Origin of the sequence: uncultured Roseovarius sp. (assembly GCF_913057115.1) — a bacterium.
Lineage (GTDB): Bacteria > Pseudomonadota > Alphaproteobacteria > Rhodobacterales > Rhodobacteraceae > Roseovarius.
Genome location: NZ_CAJXNN010000011.1, coordinates 69916 through 89992 on the forward strand (window position 1 = coordinate 69916; position 20077 = coordinate 89992).

Sequence of the window (20077 nt, forward strand, 5' to 3'; positions counted from 1 at the left end):
TTACAGACAGGCCTATTCAGCCCTCAAAATGGCCGAAACCGGCGCCAGCGCCACCCGGCTCGCCCGGTCCTGCAATCCCCACAACAGCAGCGCGCTGACAGTCTCGGCGCGCATCCGGCCCAGCATGATCACACCGCCCTCTTCCTGTCCGGCCTTGAAGGCGGCCTGATCCAGAAAGCGCCGGATAACCGTGGCCTGCTGCCCCTTGGCATCGAAATCCCGGAACACGCTGGCCGCGCTAACCCCTTCTCTGGAAAGAAGTTTTTGCGCCGTGTTGAGACCCTTGGGATGCATGACAACCCCATGCCCGCTGTCCAGCAGGATAGGCGCCAATTGCTCGGCGGCCTCACGGTCGCTCTGCAACCCGGTTTCGGTCCCTTCGAGGATGGCCACCGCCTCGGGTACGGCATCAAGATAGGCCTGCATGGCCACTTCCGCATCCGCCGCGCTGGCCCCCGCCGGCAAATCCGCCATCGCCAGCACCTCGAACCCGGCGGCCCGATACTTCGCCGCCGCCTCCGCCGCGCCCGGCCAATCAGCATCGATGGCAAAGCTCAACGGATAGGGAAAACTCGACAAGGCATCAAAGCCGATCGGACTGCTGCCATCGTCGATCAACACAATAGACATCAAGGGCTTGTCTTCGGGGTTCTCGAACTCGGCCGCATAAGCCTCAAGCGGTGGCAGGTCAGGGGTCGCCTCTTCCACAACCGCCTCTTCCTCGGGGGCTTGGCCCACGGACGGCAGGCGGTTGGTGGTCACACCCTCGGCCATATCGCCAATCGTGCCTTCGCGCGCCTCCTCTTCCGGCGCAGCCTCGGCATCGGTCCCAGCGTCACTCGGAGTGGCCGCCTCGGTCTCTGGCTGATCGTCAGAACTCTCTGCGTCAGACCCCTCCGCCGCGTTTGACGGCTCCGCGTTGCTCTCCTCTTCACTCGGGAAAGCCGAACCTTCCACCTCGGGCTGCTGCGGCTGCGCCGGATCGGTGGAAATCGAAAGATCCTCCTCCCCCTCCGGTGCCTCCGGGGCCATGGCCTGCGGACTGGGCAAAACCGGGCTGTCGCTATCCACCTCGACACCCGCGTTTGCATCCCCCATGTCAGGCTCCGACAAGGTGCCTTCCGCCGCCCCGGTTTCCGGCTGCGCCGCCGGATCGGTATCGGCACCCTCCAAAGAGGACAGATCATCAGGCTCGGGCACGCTGACTTTCGGGGCATCACCCGCATCTGGCGACTTGCTCACCTCGGGCAACTCCGCCTCCCGGTCTTCTCGCGACTGATCGAATTCGGAACCTGCGGGCACGTCGACTGCCGTCGCTTCCGGCGGTTTTACCCCCGGCACCTCCGTGAACAGGGAGGCCGCGCCAAGAACGGCCCCCGACACCACACCGCCGACAATGAATCCCGAGAAAATCCCACGTGCCACTGCTTTGCCCCCTGATTTGCCCGTTTTCACACCTATGCGCCCCTTGACGCTTCCGTGCAAGACTGAACAAGTATACCGCGACCGGGGGCCGGGCCTCCACCCCCCTTTCTGCACGGAGTTCGGGCAAGATGCTGCTGCTAATCGATAACTACGACAGTTTCACCTATAATCTCGTCCACTACGTGGGCGAACTGGGAGCCGAGGTTGTGGTCCGCCGCAACGATGCGCTCAATGTGCAAGAGGCCATGGCGATGAACCCGGCGGGCATTTTGCTCAGCCCCGGGCCCTGTGATCCCGATCAGGCCGGTATCTGCCTTGCTCTGACCGAAGCCGCTGCCGAAACCAAAACCCCGCTTCTGGGCGTCTGCCTTGGGCATCAAACCATAGGACAAGCCTTTGGCGGCAAGGTCATCCGACATTCGGAGATCGTCCACGGCAAGATGGGCAAGGTCCGCCACAACGGCCAAGGCGTGTTTGCCGGGCTGCCCTCCCCGTTCGAGGCGACGCGCTATCATTCGCTGGTGGTTGAACGCGCCACCTGCCCCGATGTTCTGGAAATCACGGCTGACCTTGAGGATGGCACCATCATGGGCCTCAAACACCGCGAGTTGCCCATCGAAGGCGTGCAATTCCACCCCGAATCCATTGCCTCCGAACACGGCCATGCCCTATTGCAGAACTTCCTCAATACCATGAAGGTCCCCGCATGAGTGACGCGCTCAAACCCCTGATCGGCATAGCCGCCGACCGTCCGCTAAGCCGTCCCGAGGCCGAAGCCGCCTTCACCACGCTATTCGAGGGCGAGGCGACCCCGGCCCAAATGGGCGGTTTTCTCATGGCCCTGCGCACCCGTGGCGAAACTGTCGATGAATACGCCGCCGCCGCCGCTGTGATGCGTGCCAAATGCAACAAGGTCCAAGCCCCCGAAGGTGCCATGGATATCGTCGGCACCGGCGGGGACGGCAAAGGCACGCTGAACATCTCAACCGCCACAGCCTTTGTCGTGGCCGGTGCAGGGGTCCCCGTGGCCAAGCACGGCAACCGCAATCTCTCCTCCAAATCCGGCGCGGCAGATGCGCTAACGCAAATGGGCGTCAACGTCATGGTTGGTGTGGATGTGGTGGAACGCGCACTGAATCAAGCGGGCATTGCCTTCATGATGGCCCCCATGCATCACCCCGCCATGGCCCATGTCGGCCCCGTTCGGGCGGAACTGGGCACGCGGACAATCTTCAATATCCTCGGGCCACTCACCAACCCTGCGGGGGTCAAACGGCAACTGACCGGGGCCTTTTCCCGTGACCTCATTCGCCCGATGGCCGAAACCCTTGGACAACTGGGCTCTGAAAAGGCCTGGCTCGTGCATGGCTCGGACGGCACCGACGAGATGACCATCACCGGTATCACATGGGTGGCACAACTGGGCGACAACGGCGATATATCCGAAACCGAAGTGCACCCCGAAGATTTCGGCCTGCCCGTGCATCCCTTCGAAGACATCCTTGGCGGCACGCCCGAGGACAATGCCAAGGCCTTCCGCGCCCTTCTCGAAGGCGCGCCGGGGGCCTATCGCGACGCCGTGCTTCTCAATGCGGCGGCGGCCCTTGTTGTGGCCGGGAAAACAGACGATCCGAAAGAAGGGGTCGCCCGTGCCATCGAAAGCATCGAAAGCGGGGCCGCCCTTTCCAGCATCCAAACACTCGCCCGCATCACCACGGAGGCCGCATGACCACGCCGACCATCCTTGAAGAGATCAAGGCCTACAAACTCGACGAAATCGAGGCCGCCAAGGCCGAGCACCCGTTAGAGGTGGTCGAGGCCGCCGCGCGGGACGCCGACCCTGTCCGCCCCTTTGCCGATGCGCTTCTGCAAGCCTCCAAGCAGGGCTATGGCCTGATCGCCGAAATCAAGAAGGCCAGTCCCTCCAAGGGTCTCATCCGCGAGGACTTCGAGCCCGCCGAACTGGCCCGCGCCTATGCCGAAGGTGGCGCGACTTGCCTCTCGGTCCTGACCGATACGCCCAGCTTCCAAGGCGCACCGGAATTCCTCAGACAAGCGCGCGCCGCCTGCGATCTGCCGGTCTTGCGCAAGGATTTCATGTATGATCCCTATCAGGTGGCCGAGGCCCGCGCATGGGGCGCAGATTGCATCCTGATCATCATGGCCAGTGTCAGCGACCAACAGGCGAACGAGCTGGAAGAGGCCGCCGAAAAATGGGGCATGGACGCGCTGATCGAGGTACACAACCGCGAGGAACTGGAGCGCGCCGAGGCGCTCAATTCCCGCATGATCGGCATCAATAACCGTAACCTCAACACCTTCGAGACCACGCTCGACACCACCCGAAAGCTCGCCAAGCTGGTCCCGCCCGACCGGATGATCGTCTGCGAAAGCGGGTTGAACACGCCCGAGGATCTGGCCGAAATGGCCCGCTATGGCGCGCGCAGCTTCCTGATCGGCGAGTCGCTGATGCGCCAAGACAACGTGGCAGCGGCCACGCGCACCCTGCTGGCAAACCCGCTCACCGCCGGAGGCATGTAATATGGCGGACCTCACCCATTTCGACGGCAAGGGCGATGCCCATATGGTCGATGTCTCGGACAAGGCCGTGACTGCCCGCGTTGCCGTGGCCGAAGGCCACGTGCGCATGGCCCACGACACCTATGACATCATCGCCGAAGGCCGCGCCAAGAAAGGCGATGTCCTCTCGGTGGCCCGCCTCGCGGGCATCATGGGGGCCAAGAAAACCCCCGATTTGATCCCGCTTTGCCACCCCCTGCCCGTCACCAAGGTCGCCGTGGAACTCACGCTCGACCCGGATTTACCGGGGGTGCGGGTGGAAGGCACCGTCAAAACCACCGGCCAAACCGGCGTCGAGATGGAGGCCCTCACCGCTGTCAGCACCGCCTGCCTCACGGTCTACGACATGGCCAAGGCGGTGGACAAAGCCATGGAAATCGGCGGCATCCGCGTGCTCTTGAAAGACGGCGGCAAATCCGGCCGCTACGAGGCAACATGATCACCGTCGCCGAGGCCCTTGACCACCTTCTCTCCCTCGTCGCCCCGCTGCCCACCGAACAAGTCGGGCTGGCCGAGGCAGCGGGGCGCTGCATGGTGGCCCCGGCGAAAGCCAACCGCGATCAGCCGCCTTTCACGGCCTCCGCCATGGATGGCTATGCGGTGCGCGCCGAGGATGCAAAGCCCGGCCAAACCCTGACCGTGATTGGCGAGGCCGCGGCGGGCCATGCCTTCGACGGCACCGTTTCATCCGGCCAAGCCGCCCGCATCTTCACAGGCGCACCCCTGCCCCAAGGGGCCGACCGCGTGGTGATCCAAGAGGATGTCACCCGCGATGGCGATAAGATCACCATCAACGACAGCCTTGAAGACAACCCCTTCGTCCGCCCCCAAGGGGCCGATTTCAAATCCGGCCAAGAGGTCAGCGCGCCACGCAGCTTGCGCGCCACCGATATCGCTCTGCTGGCCGCCATGAACATCCCCGAGGTGACCGTCACCCGCAAACCGCAAGTGGCGCTGATCTCAACCGGGGATGAGCTGGTCATGCCCGGCGACACCCCCGGCCCCGACCAAATCATCGCGTCGAACACCTTCGGCCTCAAGGCCATGCTTGAGGGCATGGGCGCAAAGGCCCGGATCCTGCCCATTGCCCGCGACAACCGCGCCTCGCTTGTGACCTGTTTCGATCTGGCCCAAGGCGCCGATCTGGTGGTCACCATCGGCGGGGCCTCGGTGGGCGACCATGATCTTGTGGGCGATGTCGCCGCCAGCCTTGGGATGGAGCGCAGTTTCTACAAAGTCGCCATGCGCCCCGGCAAACCCCTGATGGCCGGGCGCATGGGCGAGGCCGCCATGGTCGGTCTGCCTGGCAATCCGGTCTCCGCCATGGTCTGCGGGCATGTTTTTCTGGCCCCGATGATCCGCTGCATGTTGGGCCTTGGTACAACCCTGCCTGCCCGGCAAGAGGCCCGGCTGGCCCATGACCTTGATCCGAACGGACCGCGCGAACATTACATGCGCGCCGAGGTGAAGGACGGGGAAATCACCCCCGAGCCGCGCCAGGACAGCGCGCTTTTGTCTGTGCTGGCCAATGCCAATGCCTTAATGATCCGCCCCGCGGGGGACCCGCCCAGAAAAGCGGGCGAGGTAATTGAATACCTAACCTTGTGAGGTCGGGGGCGCTGCCCCCAACGTTGAAAATCCATGGATTTTCAACGTCTCCCCCGGGATATTTATAAACAGAAGAAGGCCTTACGCGTGTTGGCCTGCATTGCACCAGTTGACACAAAACAAGAACATGCGTAGAACAAAAAGAAACACGTGGTCTTGGAGGGAGTGTGTCATGCTCACCAAAAAACAACTGGATCTACTGGAGTTCATCCATACTCGCGTGCAACGCGACGGCGTCCCGCCCAGCTTTGACGAGATGAAAGAGGCGCTGGATCTGCGCTCCAAATCCGGCATTCACCGGCTGATCACCGCCCTCGAAGAACGTGGGTTCATTCGTCGTCTGGCGCATCGGGCGCGGGCGCTGGAAATCATCAAATTGCCCGAAAGCATGGGCGGCGAGGCCAGCCATGGCTTTTCCCCCCGCGTGATCGAGGGCGAAAAGCCCGAAACGGATCAACCCGCCAATGCCATGCCCGTTGAGGTGGCAGGCGCCATGGAATTGCCCGTGATGGGCCGGATCGCTGCCGGTGTGCCGATCGAGGCGATTGCACAAGTCAGTCACAACGTGGCCGTGCCGCAAAGCATGCTGGGCGGCCAAGGCGATCACTACGCGCTCGAGGTCAAGGGCGACTCGATGATCGAAGCGGGCATCAACGATGGCGACATCGTCGTGATCCGGGAAACCAAGACCGCCGATAACGGCGATATCGTCGTGGCGCTGGTCGAAGATCACGAGGCGACGCTCAAGAAATTCTACCGCAAGGGCAATGCCATCGCGCTTGAGGCCGCCAACCCGGCCTATGAAACGCGTGTTCTGCCGGAAGAGAAGGTCAAGGTGCAGGGCCGTCTTGTGGGCCTCATTCGCACCTATTGATCGTTCCACAGGCGTGCGCCGGTGATCTGGCGCGCGCTGACCTCCCTGACCCCTGTATCATCGATATAAAGCGCCAATGCGCCACTTTTGCGCAGGGTTCCGGGATGCAACACCTTGCATGGCAGACCCGTGAGCGGGCCACCCGCCTCGGGCCGGGTGTTCATCACCACCCAATCCTCGGGGCGACAGCCGGCAAAGCCTGCGGCGGCCCGCTTGCCTCGCAAGGCGATGATCGGCACCGGCGCCAGCCCCTCCCGCCAAAGCGCCGCCGCTGCCTCCTGCTCCAAGGCGACCCCATCGTTTTCCAGCCAGTTCATCGCAACAAAGCCTGATCCTCGCGCACGGTTGAGCGCCCGCCCCTTCTCGGTCATCACCCCGATCAGACTACCGTTATCCGCGATAAGCACATCCGGGCGCTGCGTGTTCATCCAAAGCACCATGCTCAAGGCCGCGGGCGCAAGCCCGATCCATCGCGCGCGGCCTTGCCACAGCACAACGATCAAGCCTCCGAATGCCAAAAGCGGCAAAACCACGGGCGAGGGACTCACCACTGTTCCCCTGGCGCCTTCAAGCCCAGACACCCAATGCGCCACGCCCAAGATCCAATCCAGCCCCAGCCCCATGATCCAAAGCGCCACGACCTCGAGTCCGAGGGGCATGAGACAGACCGCCAGCACGGCCGCGGGCATGACCAACACGCCCATCAACGGCACGCTCAACAAGTTGGCAACCAACCCGTAATGCGCAAACTGGTTAAAATGCGCCGCCGCCACCGGCGCGGTCGCGGCTCCCGCCACCGCCGAAGATACCACGACAGCAAACACAGGCCGAAACCACTTCGGGCCAAGCGGTACCTTGGCATCACGCAGCCACCCGAATACTGCAACCAAGGCGGTTGTCGCGGCAAAGGACATCTGGAACCCCGGACCCAAAAGGGCCTCTGGCCGCAAAACCAGAACGATCAACGCAGCCACGGCGACAGCACGCAACGACAAGACCCGCCGGTCCGCCATGACCGCGACCAAGGCCACCGCCGCCATGACAAAAGCCCGTTCGGTCGCCACGTTGCCACCCGACAGGCCCAGATAGACCGCCGCCACCGCCAAAGCCCCAAGCGCCGATATCTTCTTCGCCGGCACCCGAAGGCCCACGGCCGGAACCAGTGAAAACCCCACGCGAAACGCCGCAAAGACGAACCCGGCCAACAGCCCCATATGAAGCCCCGAGATCGCCAAGAGATGCGCAAGGTTGGTCGCTCTCAAGGCGCGCAGGGTCTCCTGCCCCATGCCCGAGCGGTCGCCAGACATGATCGCGGCGGCAAAGGCACCGGCCTCACCGGGCAAACCTGTCTGCACGCGGTCAGATAACCACATACGCGCCTTGAACATCCACAGCCCCTCGCCCGGCGGCTCCAGCGTCAGAACCGGCGTGCGGGTGTACCCAACCGCTCCCAGCCTCTGAAACCATGCATGCCTCTGAAAATCGAACCCGCCGGGCTCCACCGGCCCCCCGGGGGGCGACAAATGCCCCGTCAGGATCACCACCATCCCCGGCTTTGGCGTGATGAACCCTTGCCGACCATGCAATGAGACCCGGACCCGCGCCGGCGTACGGCTCGGCCTGACATCGTCCAGAACCACTTGATCGAGGGTCAGGCGCAACGCATCGGAAGCAGAGCGGTCTATATCCACGATCCGCCCCTCGATCGGCCCGTAATACCGCCAGCCGATCACAGGCTCGGCTACTTGATGCGCGCGCGCCCCGGCAAGACAAAGACCAAACGCCACCAGCACCACGGCCCAGACGAAAGGTGCCCAAAGGCCAAGCCATCGGGTCAAGACCAAACCGAACAGGATCAGGCCAAGGAGCGCAGCATAGTGGGCCAAGCCCGGCTCCCACCCAAGCGAGAAGTAAATCCCCACGCCCAGCCCAAGGCACACCGGAGCCCAGGCAAAAAGATGTCCACGTTGCGCCAACCACGCGTCAACAAGGGCGTGCCACGGGGCAAGGCTGCGGGCCAAGTCTTGTCTCCCTTCCGGTGCAGCATTAGACAGGCCCAAACGCTACGCCCCACATGCTTACCGAAAGGTTAATCTCGTCCATGGCCAACCCCGTCGTCACCCGTTTCGCCCCCTCGCCCACCGGTTTCCTGCATATCGGCGGGGCGCGCACGGCGCTCTTCAACTGGCTTTATGCTCGCGGGCGCGGCGGACAATTCCTGCTGCGCATCGAGGATACCGATCGCGCGCGCTCTACCCCAGAGGCCACACAAGCGATCCTTGATGGCATGGCATGGCTTGGTCTCGACCACGACGGCGACGTGATCAGCCAATACGAGCGCGCCGACCGTCACCGCGACGTGGCACTCGAAATGCTGGGCCAAGGCACCGCGTACAAATGCTTCTCGACGCAAGAGGAAATCCAGGCTTTCCGTGAAGAGGCCCGCGCCAAGGGACGCTCTACCCTGTTTCAAAGCCCGTGGCGCGAGGCTGACCCGGCCACGCACCCCGACGCGCCTTATGTGGTCCGCCTCAAGGCCCCGTGCGACGGCCAGACGGTAATCCGCGACGAGGTGCAAGGCGATGTCACCATCCGCAACGATCAGCTTGACGATATGGTCCTGCTGCGCAGCGATGGCAGCCCGGTCTACATGCTCGCCGTAGCGGTGGACGACCACGACATGGGCGTCACCCATGTGATCCGCGGCGACGATCACCTCAACAACGCCGCCCGCCAAATGCTGGTTTACCAAGCCATGGGCTGGCCGCTGCCCACCTATGCGCATATCCCGCTCATCCATGGCCCCGACGGTAAAAAGCTCAGCAAACGCCACGGCGCGCTCGGCGTCGATGAATACCAGAAGATGGGCTATCCGGCGGCGGGCATGCGCAATTACCTCGCGCGGCTTGGCTGGAGCCATGGCGACGACGAGTTTTTCACCGACGCTCAGGCGCAAGAGTGGTTCGATCTTGGCGGGATCGGCAAATCGCCCGCGCGCTTCGATTTCAAGAAGCTCGACAACCTCTGTGGTCAGCATATCGCCGCAAGCGACGATGCTGCATTGCTGCATGAATTGCAGGAATTTCTGAAGAGTACCGGCCAGGCCTCTCTGTCCGAGGAAAAAAAGACGTTGATGGGAAAAGCCATGTATTGCCTGAAAGAACGCGCGAAGACCTTCCCGGAACTTCTTGAAAAAGCAGAATTTATCCTGTCTGATCGGCCAATCGAGCCTGACGAGAAAGCCGCCAGGAACCTCGACAATGTATCCCGTAGTATACTGAATGAATTGACGCCGCAGTTGCAAAATGCTAGTTGGTCGCGCGATGGTCTCGAAGCCTGCGCAATGCAATTCGCGGAAGCCCACGAGATGAAATTCGGCAAGCTGGCCGGCCCCCTGCGGGCTGCACTGGCAGGCCGCAGCGCGACACCGAGTGTGTTCGACATGATGCTCGTGCTCGGGCGAGAGGAAACGATTGCCCGGCTCACCGATGCCGCCTGCGAGAGTGGTTAACCTTCTCGAAAGGCTGATAGATTAACCAGCCCCCGACGCGCCACGGCGTGGGCTTGATTGAGGGAGGATCCCAATGGCCGATAGCACCAAAACCGCCAAGCTGACGATTGACGGCAAGGACTACGAGCTGCCCATTCACTCGCCGACGGCAGGCCCCGACGTGATCGACATCCGCAAGCTTTATGCGCAGGCGGGTGTCTTTACCTATGATCCGGGCTTTACCTCGACCGCAAGCTGCGACAGCACCATTACCTATATCGACGGGGGCAAGGGCGAACTGCTGCACCGCGGCTATCCGATCGACCAACTGGCCGAGAAATCGCATTACCTCGAAGTGTGCTACCTGCTGCTTTACGGTGAACTGCCCTCGCCCGCGCAGCTGGAAGATTTCGAATCGCGCGTGACCAATCACACCATGATCCACGAACAGATGATGTATCTGTTCCGCGGCTATCGCCGTGATGCGCATCCGATGGCAATCATGGTCGGCGTTGTTGGGGCCCTGTCGGCCTTTTATCACGACAGCACCGATATCTCCGATCCGTGGCAGCGCGAGGTCGCGTCGATCCGCATGATCGCCAAGCTGCCGACGATCGCGGCCATGGCCTACAAGTATTCCATCGGTCAGCCCTTCGTCTATCCGCGCAACGACCTCGACTATGCCTCGAACTTCCTGCGCATGTGCTTTGCCGTACCTGCGGCTGACTATGAGGTGAACCCGATCCTCAGCCGCGCGATGGATCGCATCTTCACCCTGCACGCCGATCACGAGCAGAACGCCTCCACCTCCACGGTGCGTCTGGCCTCAAGCTCGGGCGCCAATCCCTTCGCCTGTATCGCGGCTGGCATCGCCTGCCTCTGGGGGCCGGCGCATGGCGGTGCGAACCAGGCCTGCCTTGAGATGCTGCAGGAAATCGGCACGCCTGATCGTATTCCCGAATATATCGCGCGCGCCAAGGACAAGGATGACCCCTTCCGCCTGATGGGCTTTGGTCACCGGGTTTACAAGAACTTCGATCCGCGCGCCAAGGTGATGAAGCAATCCGCCGACGAGGTGCTCGATCTTCTGGGCGTCGAAGACAACCCGACGCTTCAGGTCGCCAAGGAACTGGAAAAGGCCGCACTGGCCGACCCCTATTTCACCGACAAGAAGCTCTTCCCGAACGTGGATTTTTACTCCGGCATCATTCTTGAGGCCATGGGCTTCCCCACCTCGATGTTCACCCCCATCTTCGCGCTCTCGCGTACTGTGGGCTGGATTTCACAGTGGAAAGAAATGATCTCGGACCCGCAGTTGAAAATCGGCCGCCCGCGTCAGCTTTACCATGGCGAAACGCTGCGCGACTACGTGGATATCGAAAACCGGTAACCCACTGTCAAAAGAAGATAGAAGGCCGATCCGTCATCCGCGGGTCGGCCTTTTTCGGTTGCGCGAACTAGGTTCAATTTTACTTAAACTCACTGGACGCAGCCTTTCCCGCTTTACCCGACCTTTACTGCACGCGCGTGACCATCGGCACAACGGGCTTTCCCTCCCCCCGCAACCCGATGAAGGATCGCACCCATGACTTTTCTCGCCCTCTTCCTGTTGGTTGGCGCAACCCTTGCCGGGGCCACGGGCCTCGCTGCTCCTGATGACCCTGAGACGGAAGGCGGGGATGGGGCCGATGGCTTTGCCGGGTCTCAAGGCGACGACATGTTTGACGGAGCAGGCGGAAACGACCTTATCGTCGGACAGGCTGGCGACGATACGCTCTTGGGCGGGCAAGGCAACGATTGGCTGATTGGGTTGGACGGTGCCGATGACATCTCCGGCGGTGACGGGTCGGATGTCCTGATCGGCGGAACCGGCGCCGATCATCTGGATGGCGGGGCGGGCGACGATTTCATCGAATCTGCGAACCTTGTTGATGAAGCCGCGCTGCGCGACTCTCTTGAAGGCATTCAACGGATTTCCGATGTGGTGTTCCAATATGACATGGCCAAGAGCCCCGACACCGGCGACGTGGTGGAATTGGGCGACGGCAACGATACTGTCGTGGCCGGTAGCGGCGATACGATCGCGGGCGGCGACGGCGCAGACGAATTTGCCCTCGGCGATTGGATCAGCGGCGATGATCCCGTTGAAATCACCGATTTCGACACCGCCGAAGATGTCTTGTCCTTCGTCTATGACGGCGATGGCCCGCCGCCGGAACTGACGGTCGAACGGGATTCGCAAGCCGGCATCACGACCCTTCGTGCCGATGGGCAGGCGGTCGCTGTCTTGCGAAACAGCAGCCCCGGTTTTTCCTTGCAAAACGTCGTCATCGGGCGTTACGCGGCCTGACGCCGGGCCACGCCCCAAGTGGGTCGCCTCCGCCCGGTTTTCAACGTCCCTCGTATTTCGGGGAACGTTTTTCGAGGAAGGCCATGACCCCCTCCTTGAAATCCCGGGTGGTGCCGCAGGTGCCTTGCAGTTTGGCTTCCAACTCCAACTGCCCGTCCAGCGTATGGTCCCACGCGCCACGCACAGCCTCTTTCAGCCCGCGATAGGCCACCGTCGGCCCCTGCGCCAGTTTCGCCGCCCGGGCCCGCCAATGGGCGTCAAACGCCTCATCAGCCACTGCTTCCCAGATCATGCCCCAGTCATCGGCCTGCCGGGCGCTGATCGGTTCTGCGAACAAGGCCGCGCCCATGGCCTTCGCGGCCCCCATCTGACGCGGCAACCAATAGGTGCCCCCCGCATCGGGAATCAACCCGATCCGCGTGAAGGCCTGCAGGAAATAGGCGCTCTCGGTCGCGATCACCACATCGGCGGCCAGCGCAAGATTCGCCCCGGCCCCGGCCGCCGGGCCGTTGACCGCACAGATCGTCGGCACCGGACAGTCGAAAATTGCCCGCAGCATCGGCACATATTCATCCCTCAGAACCCGCTCCAGATCCAAATTCGCGGCATTGCCCCCATCGCTCAGGTCTTGCCCCGAGCAAAAACTCTTGCCGTTGCCCGTCAACACGATCACCCGCGCCGACTGCTCCAATGACACCGTCTTCACCGCATCGGTGATCTCGGCCCGCATCTGGGTGTTGAGCGCATTCATCTTGTCGGGGCGGTTCAGCGTCACAATTGCCGCGCCCTCGTCAATCTCCAACGTGATGGTCTGATAATCTTTCACTGGTCTCTTTCCCTTGCCTTGGCTTTGCGGGCATTCAAACCGCAATCGCGGCCCGCTGCAAAGGGAAACGGCGCGTCACTCGTCCATGATTCGCCGCAGCCGCTCGGCCTCATCCTGCGAAAGCACATCCTTTTCCGCCTCCGGGCTCGCCTCGGACCGGCGGCGCAGGTAAAGCGCGCCAATCGCCCCGCCGAAGATCAGCATCAAAGGCCCGGCCAGCCACAGCACAAGGTTCGATCCCGTGGCTTTCGGCGTCAGCAGCACATATTCGCCGTAGCGGTCGACAATGTACTGAACAACCTCCTCATTGCTATCGCCCGCCAGCAACCGTTCGCGCACCAACAACCGCATATCGCGCGCAAGGTCCGCGTTGGAATCGTCAATGCTCTCGTTGCGGCACACCAGACACCGCAAACCACCCGAGATTTCCCGCGCCCGCTCTTCCAGCTTGGGATCGTCCAGAATCTCGTCCGGCTGCACCGCCGCCACCGGCAGCGCCAGCATCACGCAAGCGACCAGACACAGGGCAAAACGCATCATTCCGCCGGTACCCCTTCCGTGGGCGCGGCGCGCCGCGCGCCAGCCGCCACGCGATAGCGCCGGTCGCTCAGCGACAGCAAACCACCGATTGCCATCAGGATCGTACCGCCCCAAATCCAGTTGGCCAGAGGCTTGTAATAAGTCCGAACCGCCCATCCGCCATTACTCTGCGGATCGCCGATCACAACGTAAACATCTCGCCAGAACCCGATATCAAGCGCGGCTTCCGTGGTGGGCATCTTGGCCACCGGATAAAACCGCTTTTCGGGGTACATGGTCGAAATCTCGCGGCCATCCTTGGCCAGCCCCACAACCCCTTGGGTCGAGTCGTAATTCGGGCCTTCGATCTCGCGCACATCCTCCAGCGTCAGGGTGAAGCCCGCCACCTCGAAAGTGTCGCCCACCTGAACCACGCGGATATCCTCAACCTCCCAGGCCATCATCGCGGCCACGCCGGCCATGGTGACGCCAAGCCCCGCGTGGGCCGTGGACTTACCCCAATCGGCCCGCGGCAGGCGGCGCAAACGACCAAACCGGTTTTCACCCCGGCCCGTCCGGCTCCACAAATCCACCATCGCGCCCGAGATGAGCCAAGCGCCCAAAAACAGCCCAACGGGCCCAAGGCCACTCCGCCCGGTTTGCATGGCATAGGCCAGAACACCGATGGCCACCGACAGGGCAAAAGCCCCACGCAACGGCTTGAACGTGCGGCTCAGATTTGCCCGCTTCCATGGCAGCATCGCACCCACCGGCAGGACAAGGCCCAGCACCACCATGAACGGCGTAAAGGCCATGTTGAAGAAGGGTGCGCCCACGCTGAGCTTGCGGTCAAACATCATCTCGCTGAACAGCGGCCAAAGCGTGCCCACAAAGACCACGAAGGTCGATACGGCAAGCAGAATATTATTGACCACCAAAGCGCCCTCGCGGCTTACCGGGGCAAAGACCCCCTTGGCCTGCATGGCATTGGCCCGCGCGGCAAATATCGTCAGCCCGCCCAGCATGAACACCGCCAAGATCAGCAACAGGAACATGCCGCGTTCCGGATCCGTCGCGAAAGCATGCACCGATGTGATGATTCCCGAACGGGTGATAAAGGCCCCGACCATCGAGAAACCGAAGGCGATGATGGCCAGAAGAATGGTCCAGCTTTTCAGGCTTTCGCGTTTTTCCACCACGATCGCCGAATGAAGCAGCGCAACAGCAATCAGCCACGGCATGAAGCTGGCGTTTTCCACCGGATCCCAAAACCAGAATCCGCCCCAGCCTAGCTCGTAATAGGCCCACCAACTGCCAAGGCCGATCCCCAAGGTCAAGAACAACCAAGACGCCAGTGTATAGGGCCGCACCCACCGGCCCCAAGCGGCATCCACACGGCCCTCGATCAAGGCGGCAATGGCGAAGGAGAAGGTCATCGAAAGCCCGACATAGCCAAGGTACAGGAACGGCGGATGAAAGGCCAAACCGGGGTCTTGCAGCAACGGGTTCAAATCCTGCCCGTCAAAGGGCGGCACCGCCATGCGCAGGAAGGGGTTCGAGGTGAACAGTATAAAGGCGAAAAACGCCACGCCCACCATCGCCTGAACGCTCAACACCCGCGCCTTCAACCCCGGCGGCAGGTTCGACCCGAACCACGCAACCGACGCGCCGAAAAGGGTGACGATCAACACCCATAGCAGCATGGAGCCCTCGTGATTCCCCCACACCCCGGTAATCTTGTAGAGCAACGGCTTGTCCGAGTGGCTGTTCAACGTCACCAGACGCAGGGAAAAGTCCGACACCACAAAGGCATAGGTCAGCGCAGCAAAACTCAGCGCAGTCAGCAAGAATTGCGCCGTCGCTGCGGGCTCGGCCACGGCCATCCAGCCGGGCCATCGTTTCTGCGCGCCAACAAGCGGGACAACCGCCTGAACGGCGGCGACAAGGAAGGCAAGGATAAGGGCGAAGTGACCAATTTCTGTAATCATAGTTTTGAATATAACTTTTACGAGCCACCGGGCAAAGCGCATTCGGCACTGCCCGGTGATCAATTTGTCGCGGGGTACGCCGCTCAAACGCGCGATTGCCGCCAATCCTCCAAGGCCGGGTTCGCCTCGGGCTTGATCACCGCCAGCGACAGCGTCGCATCCCGCCCCGAATCCGCCGCCCCGGGGCTATCGGCCCGCAAGGCCCGGAGTGCGCGAAGGTTCTCCACCACAACCGGCGCCCGCGCCATCGTCGCGGCGATAGAGCGTTGAAATTCCTGGCCTTTCACCTGATGCCGCGCCCCGAAATAAAAGCTGACAATCGCCCCCAGAAGCCACCACAAAGGCTCCGGGACCAGCGCAATTCCCTGCATCCGCTCGGCAAACCAAACCGGCTCCACCATGGCGGCGATGAATAGCCCCAGAGTGCCAAGCGCCATCGCCGGGCGCGGCACCCGGTTCAATCCATCCATGAATCGGTCGAACCATCCCCGCGCAGGTGCCGCGAACTCGGCGCCATATTGCGCGACAACCTCGGCCTTGTGGTCTGCCGCCCGCTCGGCCCCGGCCTCGGCATTCTCGCGGAACACCTCCACGGTGTCCTTCACCACGTTGCGGCCCCCGCCAAACACCAGCGTGAACAGTCGTTCGATCAACCCCATGACGCCACCCTCTCGCTAAACTCCGCGTCCGACAAATGGTATCGCGGCGCGATGAACTCCTCGGCGCGCCTGATCCATCCGCCCTTGCCGCCATCGCGCCGCCGCGCAAACTTGCGGCTTGCGGGCCGCCTGTCGGCCAGCCGGAAATAGTAATTCCGCCTTGCGATACCGTAAGCATCAGCGATGTGGCCCGGCGCGGCCCGCGCCGCCGCCTGCGCCGCCGCAACCGTTTGCGGCCCGATCACACCATCGACGCTCACCGCCTGCCCCATCTGCCCCAGCAACCGCTGCAAGATCTTCACCGCATTGACCCCGGCGTTGACATACATATCGAACACACTGGCCTGCAAAACCTCCGGCAGCCGGGCAATGCCGGGGCGCTTGAAATAATGCTCGATGAAAATCCGCTCGGCCTGCGCGCGGCTCAGGCCCCGCACATCGGCCACATCCACCACCCCGTCGCCGGTCACATCCAACCCCAACCGGCGCAGGGTGTGAATGGTCACACCATAGTTCGTGGCCCCGCCCGGATCGTCAGGGTCATTCACAAAGCCACCCTCACGGGCGACAATCTCTTTCGCAATCTGGGAAACGCTCTCCATCGCCTCTGTCTCCTGCCGTTTGAAAGGCAGGATCAGGCGAAATGGTTAATTCAGGTATGATTGACCGTGCGCTGGCCGCTCAACGACGCAAAACAGCACTCAGCTCCCGCTGTTATGCCCGTTATACTCCTGCCCCGGTTCCTGATAGACACCCTGCTCTTTCAGGCTGTCCACCACTTCCTTGGGCATGTAATCCTCGTCGTGCTTGGCCAGAATCTCGGTCGCCTCAAAGACGCCATCGCGATAGCTGCCCATCCCGACCATGCCCTGATTTTCTTCAAACAAATCAGGTAGAACACCCGTATAAGCCACAGGCACCGAGGCCCCACCATCGGTTACCTTGAACCGAATGGTCTCTCCCTCACCGCGCACAAGGCTTCCGCCTTCAACCAAACCGCCAATCCGGAACACTTCCGTAGGCTCGGGCGGCTCTGCCATCACTTGGCTGGGCGACCGGAAAAAGTTGATCCCGTCCCGCATGGCATAGCCAATCAGCGCCGTGGAAACCACCAAAGCGACCGCCGCGAGGGCAATAATCTGAACCCGGCGTTTCTTCTTCAGCGTTTTCATGCGTGCCCTCCCAAGGCTTACGGAAAGACCGGGGCCAGCATCAGACCTTCGGTTTCTTGAATATTTAACATCAGGTTGGCATTCTGCAATGCCTGCCCGCTGCTACCTTTTGTCAGGTTATCCAAGGCCGCGATGACAATCGCCCGCCCCTCGATACGGTCCGCGACCACACCGATATGGCAAAAGTTGCTGCCCCGAATGTGCCGCGTGCTCGGCACCTCGCCAAGCGGCAGCACCTCGATAAAGGGCTCGCCATCATAGTCCGCCATCAGCGCGCCAAGAATGGTTTCGGCCTCACCGCTCACATAGGCAGTGGCCAAAATCCCCCGGTTCGCCGGAATAAGATGCGGCGTGAACTGGATTTTCACCTCCCGCCCCGCGATCTTGCTGAACTCTTGGTCAAACTCCCCCAGATGCCGGTGGGTGCCGCCCACGGCATAGGCGTGATACCCCTCGCTCAACTCCGCATGCAGCAGGTTTTCCTTGAGCGACCGCCCCGCACCAGACACACCACATTTCAGATCAAGGATAATATCCTCCAACCCGATCACCCCGGCGGCAATCAATGGCCGCAGGATGTATTGCCCGGTGGCGGCATTGCACCCCGTCCCGGCCACCAGCCGCGCGGCTTTGATTTCATCACGGTAAAACTCGGTCAGGCCATAAACCGCCTCACCCTGCATTTCGATCGCCGAATGCGGGTTGCCATACCATGTCTCGTAAGCCTCAGGATCACGTAGCCGGAAATCCGCGCTCAGGTCCACGATCTTCAAATCTTTCGGCAGCGCGCTGATCACCTCTTGGCTGGTCTTATGCGGCAAGGCGCAAAAGCACAGGTCGATGCCGGAAAAATCAATCTCGTCGATTGTCACCAAATCAGGCAGGTCCAGATGCCGCAAATGCGGAAACACCCGCGCCATGCTCTGCCCCGCCTTGGAGTTCGCCCCAAGCGCTGCAATCTCCATCCCCGGATGGGTGGCAATCAGCCGGACAAGCTCCGCCCCGGTGTATCCACTGGCGCCCAGAATGGCGATCTGTTTGATCATATCTTATCCCTTCCGAAATTCGCCGCTTGGGTACAGTCTCCCAAGTCGAAAGCCAAGAGCACCCAAGGCGCAAGCCCCTCCGGCAATCCAAAACTCATTTTTTAAGCATGCCCGATTGAGGCCCACAAAACCTCTGCCTCATATTCAGACTTCTTTCATCTTATAATGCTTGGGCAGGCGCAGGCCCGCCGTATCGGCGGCCTCTTTAAGCCTGTCCGAGAAACAAATTTCTGGCTGCTTCAGCTTCTTTTCGCGCCAAAGATTCGAGGTGCCAATAATTTCGCTACGCATTACCAGTCCTGCGTAAAACTCCTTTGTCGGCTGATCGACATAGTACATCCCAAACTCTTCCCGGAAGGACGAAAAACTACTTTCCTCCGGTGAAAAACTGTCCAGAAAACGGCCGATCCGCAGGCCATAGAACTGCCGGGGAAAAGGCTTGCCGCGCGGCAGCTTGATCTCGATCGGCCAGAACTGATGCACCCCAGGATCGAGCGTTTCGATGATTGTCTTCAGCGCTTCATCGACAGTCAACAATTTAGAGGTTAATTTAACGAGCGATCCGAATGACGTCGCCTGGTTAAACTGAACCTGAAATTCCGTCGGGCATTCATGTGGCTTGAGCGGGCCTAAGTCTTTGGTGAATTTGTTGTAGAACGCAGTGTAAGAAAACCGCTCCGGCATCCCCATTTCAGCTTTTTCAGCATCCGACATTTGGGTACTGAAATAGTCTTTCAAACGGTCATCAAACCCCACATAATCACCCTCCAAAAAGAACTGCCCAAACCCGCTCGGTTCCTTCAAACCCCAGACCATCTCGCTTCTCCTTCAATCCCGTGGCGCGCCGCAATAGCCCAACCACTCACCCGCCTTCCAGCCGCGTTTTGGAGGAACCATTGCGGGAATAGCGAGCAAAAGGTCCTTGGAAATAGCGGTCATGGTTTATTCCTGATGAAACTAGGCCTGCCAATTGTCTCCACTGGCAAGACATCCTCTGAAAACTTCGCGTCTGACGGTCGAAGGTTTTTATCTCTGCTTGGCAACCACGGCAGAACAGACACAACACGCCCCATCGTCAGCGGGGCCCGCGTGATCTCAATGGTCATATTGTCCAGCGCATAGCCCGCGCCAAAAACGGATTCGAGGTCATCGGGCGGCACCTCGACAACGCTTTCCGGCACTGACAAATCTTTAAAGGCCACAAGCATCGGATAGGCATGTTCGGGAAGCACTCTTACCGTCCCGTCCGCCTTCACCTTCCGGATGTATCGACCATAGCCCGAGGCGCGATGCGCGTCGTAAATATCACGATAGGCTTCGCGCAGCTGACCGGCCAAACCATCCGGGCTCCCATGCAGCAAGGCAAACAGATAGCGCCCATCACCCAAATCCACGACTACGGCTTCACCGTATCCATCGGTTGTGAAATTATCTATCACGGCCAGGCTGTCAGGCGGGTCTCTGAACTCAACCCCCATCACGCTTTCGCCCGAGACTGGCCCCTCTGGCGTCATGACCGTCACCGTCAACCGCTGATGCC

Annotated in this window: 20 protein-coding genes; 9 read left to right on the forward strand and 11 right to left on the reverse strand. The window is 61.5% G+C overall.

What is annotated here, in order from left to right; all coding sequences use genetic code 11:
- Nucleotides 1-12: 12 nt before the first annotated feature.
- Nucleotides 13-1425: a divergent polysaccharide deacetylase family protein gene (locus QZ498_RS06875; protein WP_294621073.1), complete on the reverse strand. Its 1413-nt coding sequence runs from the start codon at nucleotides 1423-1425 to the stop codon at nucleotides 13-15.
- Between the two features lie 128 nt (nucleotides 1426-1553).
- Between QZ498_RS06875 and QZ498_RS06880 the strand changes: the two genes are divergently transcribed.
- From QZ498_RS06880 to lexA, 6 genes are all read left to right on the forward strand, one after another.
- Nucleotides 1554-2135, forward strand: coding sequence for an aminodeoxychorismate/anthranilate synthase component II (locus QZ498_RS06880; RefSeq protein ID WP_294621074.1), 582 nt, complete (start codon nucleotides 1554-1556; stop codon nucleotides 2133-2135).
- Nucleotides 2132-3154: an anthranilate phosphoribosyltransferase gene (gene trpD, locus QZ498_RS06885; RefSeq protein ID WP_294621075.1), complete on the forward strand. Its 1023-nt coding sequence runs from the start codon at nucleotides 2132-2134 to the stop codon at nucleotides 3152-3154. Before QZ498_RS06880 ends, trpD begins: the two co-directional genes overlap by 4 nt.
- Nucleotides 3151-3966: an indole-3-glycerol phosphate synthase TrpC gene (gene trpC / locus QZ498_RS06890; RefSeq protein WP_294621076.1), complete on the forward strand. Its 816-nt coding sequence runs from the start codon at nucleotides 3151-3153 to the stop codon at nucleotides 3964-3966. The genes trpD and trpC overlap by 4 nt, the downstream gene beginning before the upstream one ends.
- Before the next feature lies 1 nt (nucleotide 3967).
- A complete protein-coding gene (gene moaC / locus QZ498_RS06895) occupies nucleotides 3968-4444 on the forward strand; it encodes a cyclic pyranopterin monophosphate synthase MoaC (RefSeq protein WP_294621077.1) in 477 nt (158 codons plus the stop codon).
- Nucleotides 4441-5613 carry a gephyrin-like molybdotransferase Glp gene (gene glp, locus QZ498_RS06900; RefSeq protein ID WP_294621078.1) on the forward strand — a complete coding sequence of 391 codons (1173 nt, stop codon included), beginning with the start codon at nucleotides 4441-4443 and terminating at the stop codon, nucleotides 5611-5613. Before moaC ends, glp begins: the two co-directional genes overlap by 4 nt.
- Before the next feature lie 172 nt (nucleotides 5614-5785).
- Nucleotides 5786-6487: a transcriptional repressor LexA gene (gene lexA, locus QZ498_RS06905; RefSeq protein ID WP_294621080.1), complete on the forward strand. Its 702-nt coding sequence runs from the start codon at nucleotides 5786-5788 to the stop codon at nucleotides 6485-6487.
- Here lexA and QZ498_RS06910 read toward each other — a convergent pair.
- A complete protein-coding gene (locus tag QZ498_RS06910) occupies nucleotides 6481-8508 on the reverse strand; it encodes a ComEC/Rec2 family competence protein (protein WP_294621081.1) in 2028 nt (675 codons plus the stop codon). The genes lexA and QZ498_RS06910 overlap by 7 nt on opposite strands.
- 80 nt (nucleotides 8509-8588) lie before the next feature.
- On the opposite strand from QZ498_RS06910, the gene gltX reads away from it, so the two are divergent.
- The 3 genes from gltX to QZ498_RS06925 all read left to right on the forward strand — a co-directional run bounded on the left by gltX (nucleotide 8589) and on the right by QZ498_RS06925 (nucleotide 12327).
- Nucleotides 8589-9998, forward strand: coding sequence for a glutamate--tRNA ligase (gene gltX / locus QZ498_RS06915; protein WP_294621082.1), 1410 nt, complete (start codon nucleotides 8589-8591; stop codon nucleotides 9996-9998).
- A 73-nt stretch (nucleotides 9999-10071) separates the two neighbouring features.
- The gene (gene gltA, locus QZ498_RS06920; RefSeq protein ID WP_294621083.1) at nucleotides 10072-11367 is read left to right on the forward strand and encodes a citrate synthase; all 1296 of its coding nucleotides are present in this window, start codon (nucleotides 10072-10074) and stop codon (nucleotides 11365-11367) included.
- Between the two features lie 195 nt (nucleotides 11368-11562).
- On the forward strand, nucleotides 11563-12327 hold the full coding sequence (locus QZ498_RS06925; RefSeq protein WP_294621084.1) for a calcium-binding protein: 765 nt from the start codon (nucleotides 11563-11565) through the stop codon (nucleotides 12325-12327).
- A 40-nt stretch (nucleotides 12328-12367) separates the two neighbouring features.
- Here QZ498_RS06925 and QZ498_RS06930 read toward each other — a convergent pair whose 3' ends face one another.
- The 9 genes from QZ498_RS06930 to QZ498_RS06970 all read right to left on the reverse strand — a co-directional run.
- The gene (locus QZ498_RS06930; protein WP_294621085.1) at nucleotides 12368-13153 is read right to left on the reverse strand and encodes an enoyl-CoA hydratase-related protein; all 786 of its coding nucleotides are present in this window, start codon (nucleotides 13151-13153) and stop codon (nucleotides 12368-12370) included.
- 75 nt (nucleotides 13154-13228) lie between these two features.
- Complete coding sequence (locus QZ498_RS06935; RefSeq protein ID WP_294621097.1) at nucleotides 13229-13690, reverse strand: cytochrome c-type biogenesis protein; 462 nt, start codon at nucleotides 13688-13690, stop codon at nucleotides 13229-13231.
- Entirely contained in the window at nucleotides 13690-15660 is a 1971-nt protein-coding gene (locus tag QZ498_RS06940) for a heme lyase CcmF/NrfE family subunit (RefSeq protein ID WP_294621087.1), read from the reverse strand. The genes QZ498_RS06935 and QZ498_RS06940 overlap by 1 nt, the downstream gene beginning before the upstream one ends.
- An 83-nt stretch (nucleotides 15661-15743) precedes the next feature.
- A complete protein-coding gene (locus QZ498_RS06945; protein ID WP_294621088.1) occupies nucleotides 15744-16319 on the reverse strand; it encodes a holin family protein in 576 nt (191 codons plus the stop codon).
- The gene (locus tag QZ498_RS06950; protein WP_294621089.1) at nucleotides 16310-16921 is read right to left on the reverse strand and encodes a holin-associated N-acetylmuramidase; all 612 of its coding nucleotides are present in this window, start codon (nucleotides 16919-16921) and stop codon (nucleotides 16310-16312) included. The genes QZ498_RS06945 and QZ498_RS06950 overlap by 10 nt, the downstream gene beginning before the upstream one ends.
- 99 nt (nucleotides 16922-17020) lie before the next feature.
- Complete coding sequence (gene ccmE / locus QZ498_RS06955) at nucleotides 17021-17491, reverse strand: cytochrome c maturation protein CcmE (RefSeq protein WP_294621090.1); 471 nt, start codon at nucleotides 17489-17491, stop codon at nucleotides 17021-17023.
- Nucleotides 17492-17508: 17 nt separating this feature from the next.
- Entirely contained in the window at nucleotides 17509-18537 is a 1029-nt protein-coding gene (gene argC, locus QZ498_RS06960) for an N-acetyl-gamma-glutamyl-phosphate reductase (RefSeq protein ID WP_294621091.1), read from the reverse strand.
- Between the two features lie 144 nt (nucleotides 18538-18681).
- Nucleotides 18682-19353, reverse strand: a complete 672-nt coding sequence (locus QZ498_RS06965) for a DUF1629 domain-containing protein (protein WP_294621092.1) — start codon at nucleotides 19351-19353, stop codon at nucleotides 18682-18684.
- Nucleotides 19354-19472: 119 nt separating this feature from the next.
- On the reverse strand, nucleotides 19473-20077 hold a 605-nt coding region (locus QZ498_RS06970), incomplete at its 5' end, for a hypothetical protein (RefSeq protein ID WP_294621093.1).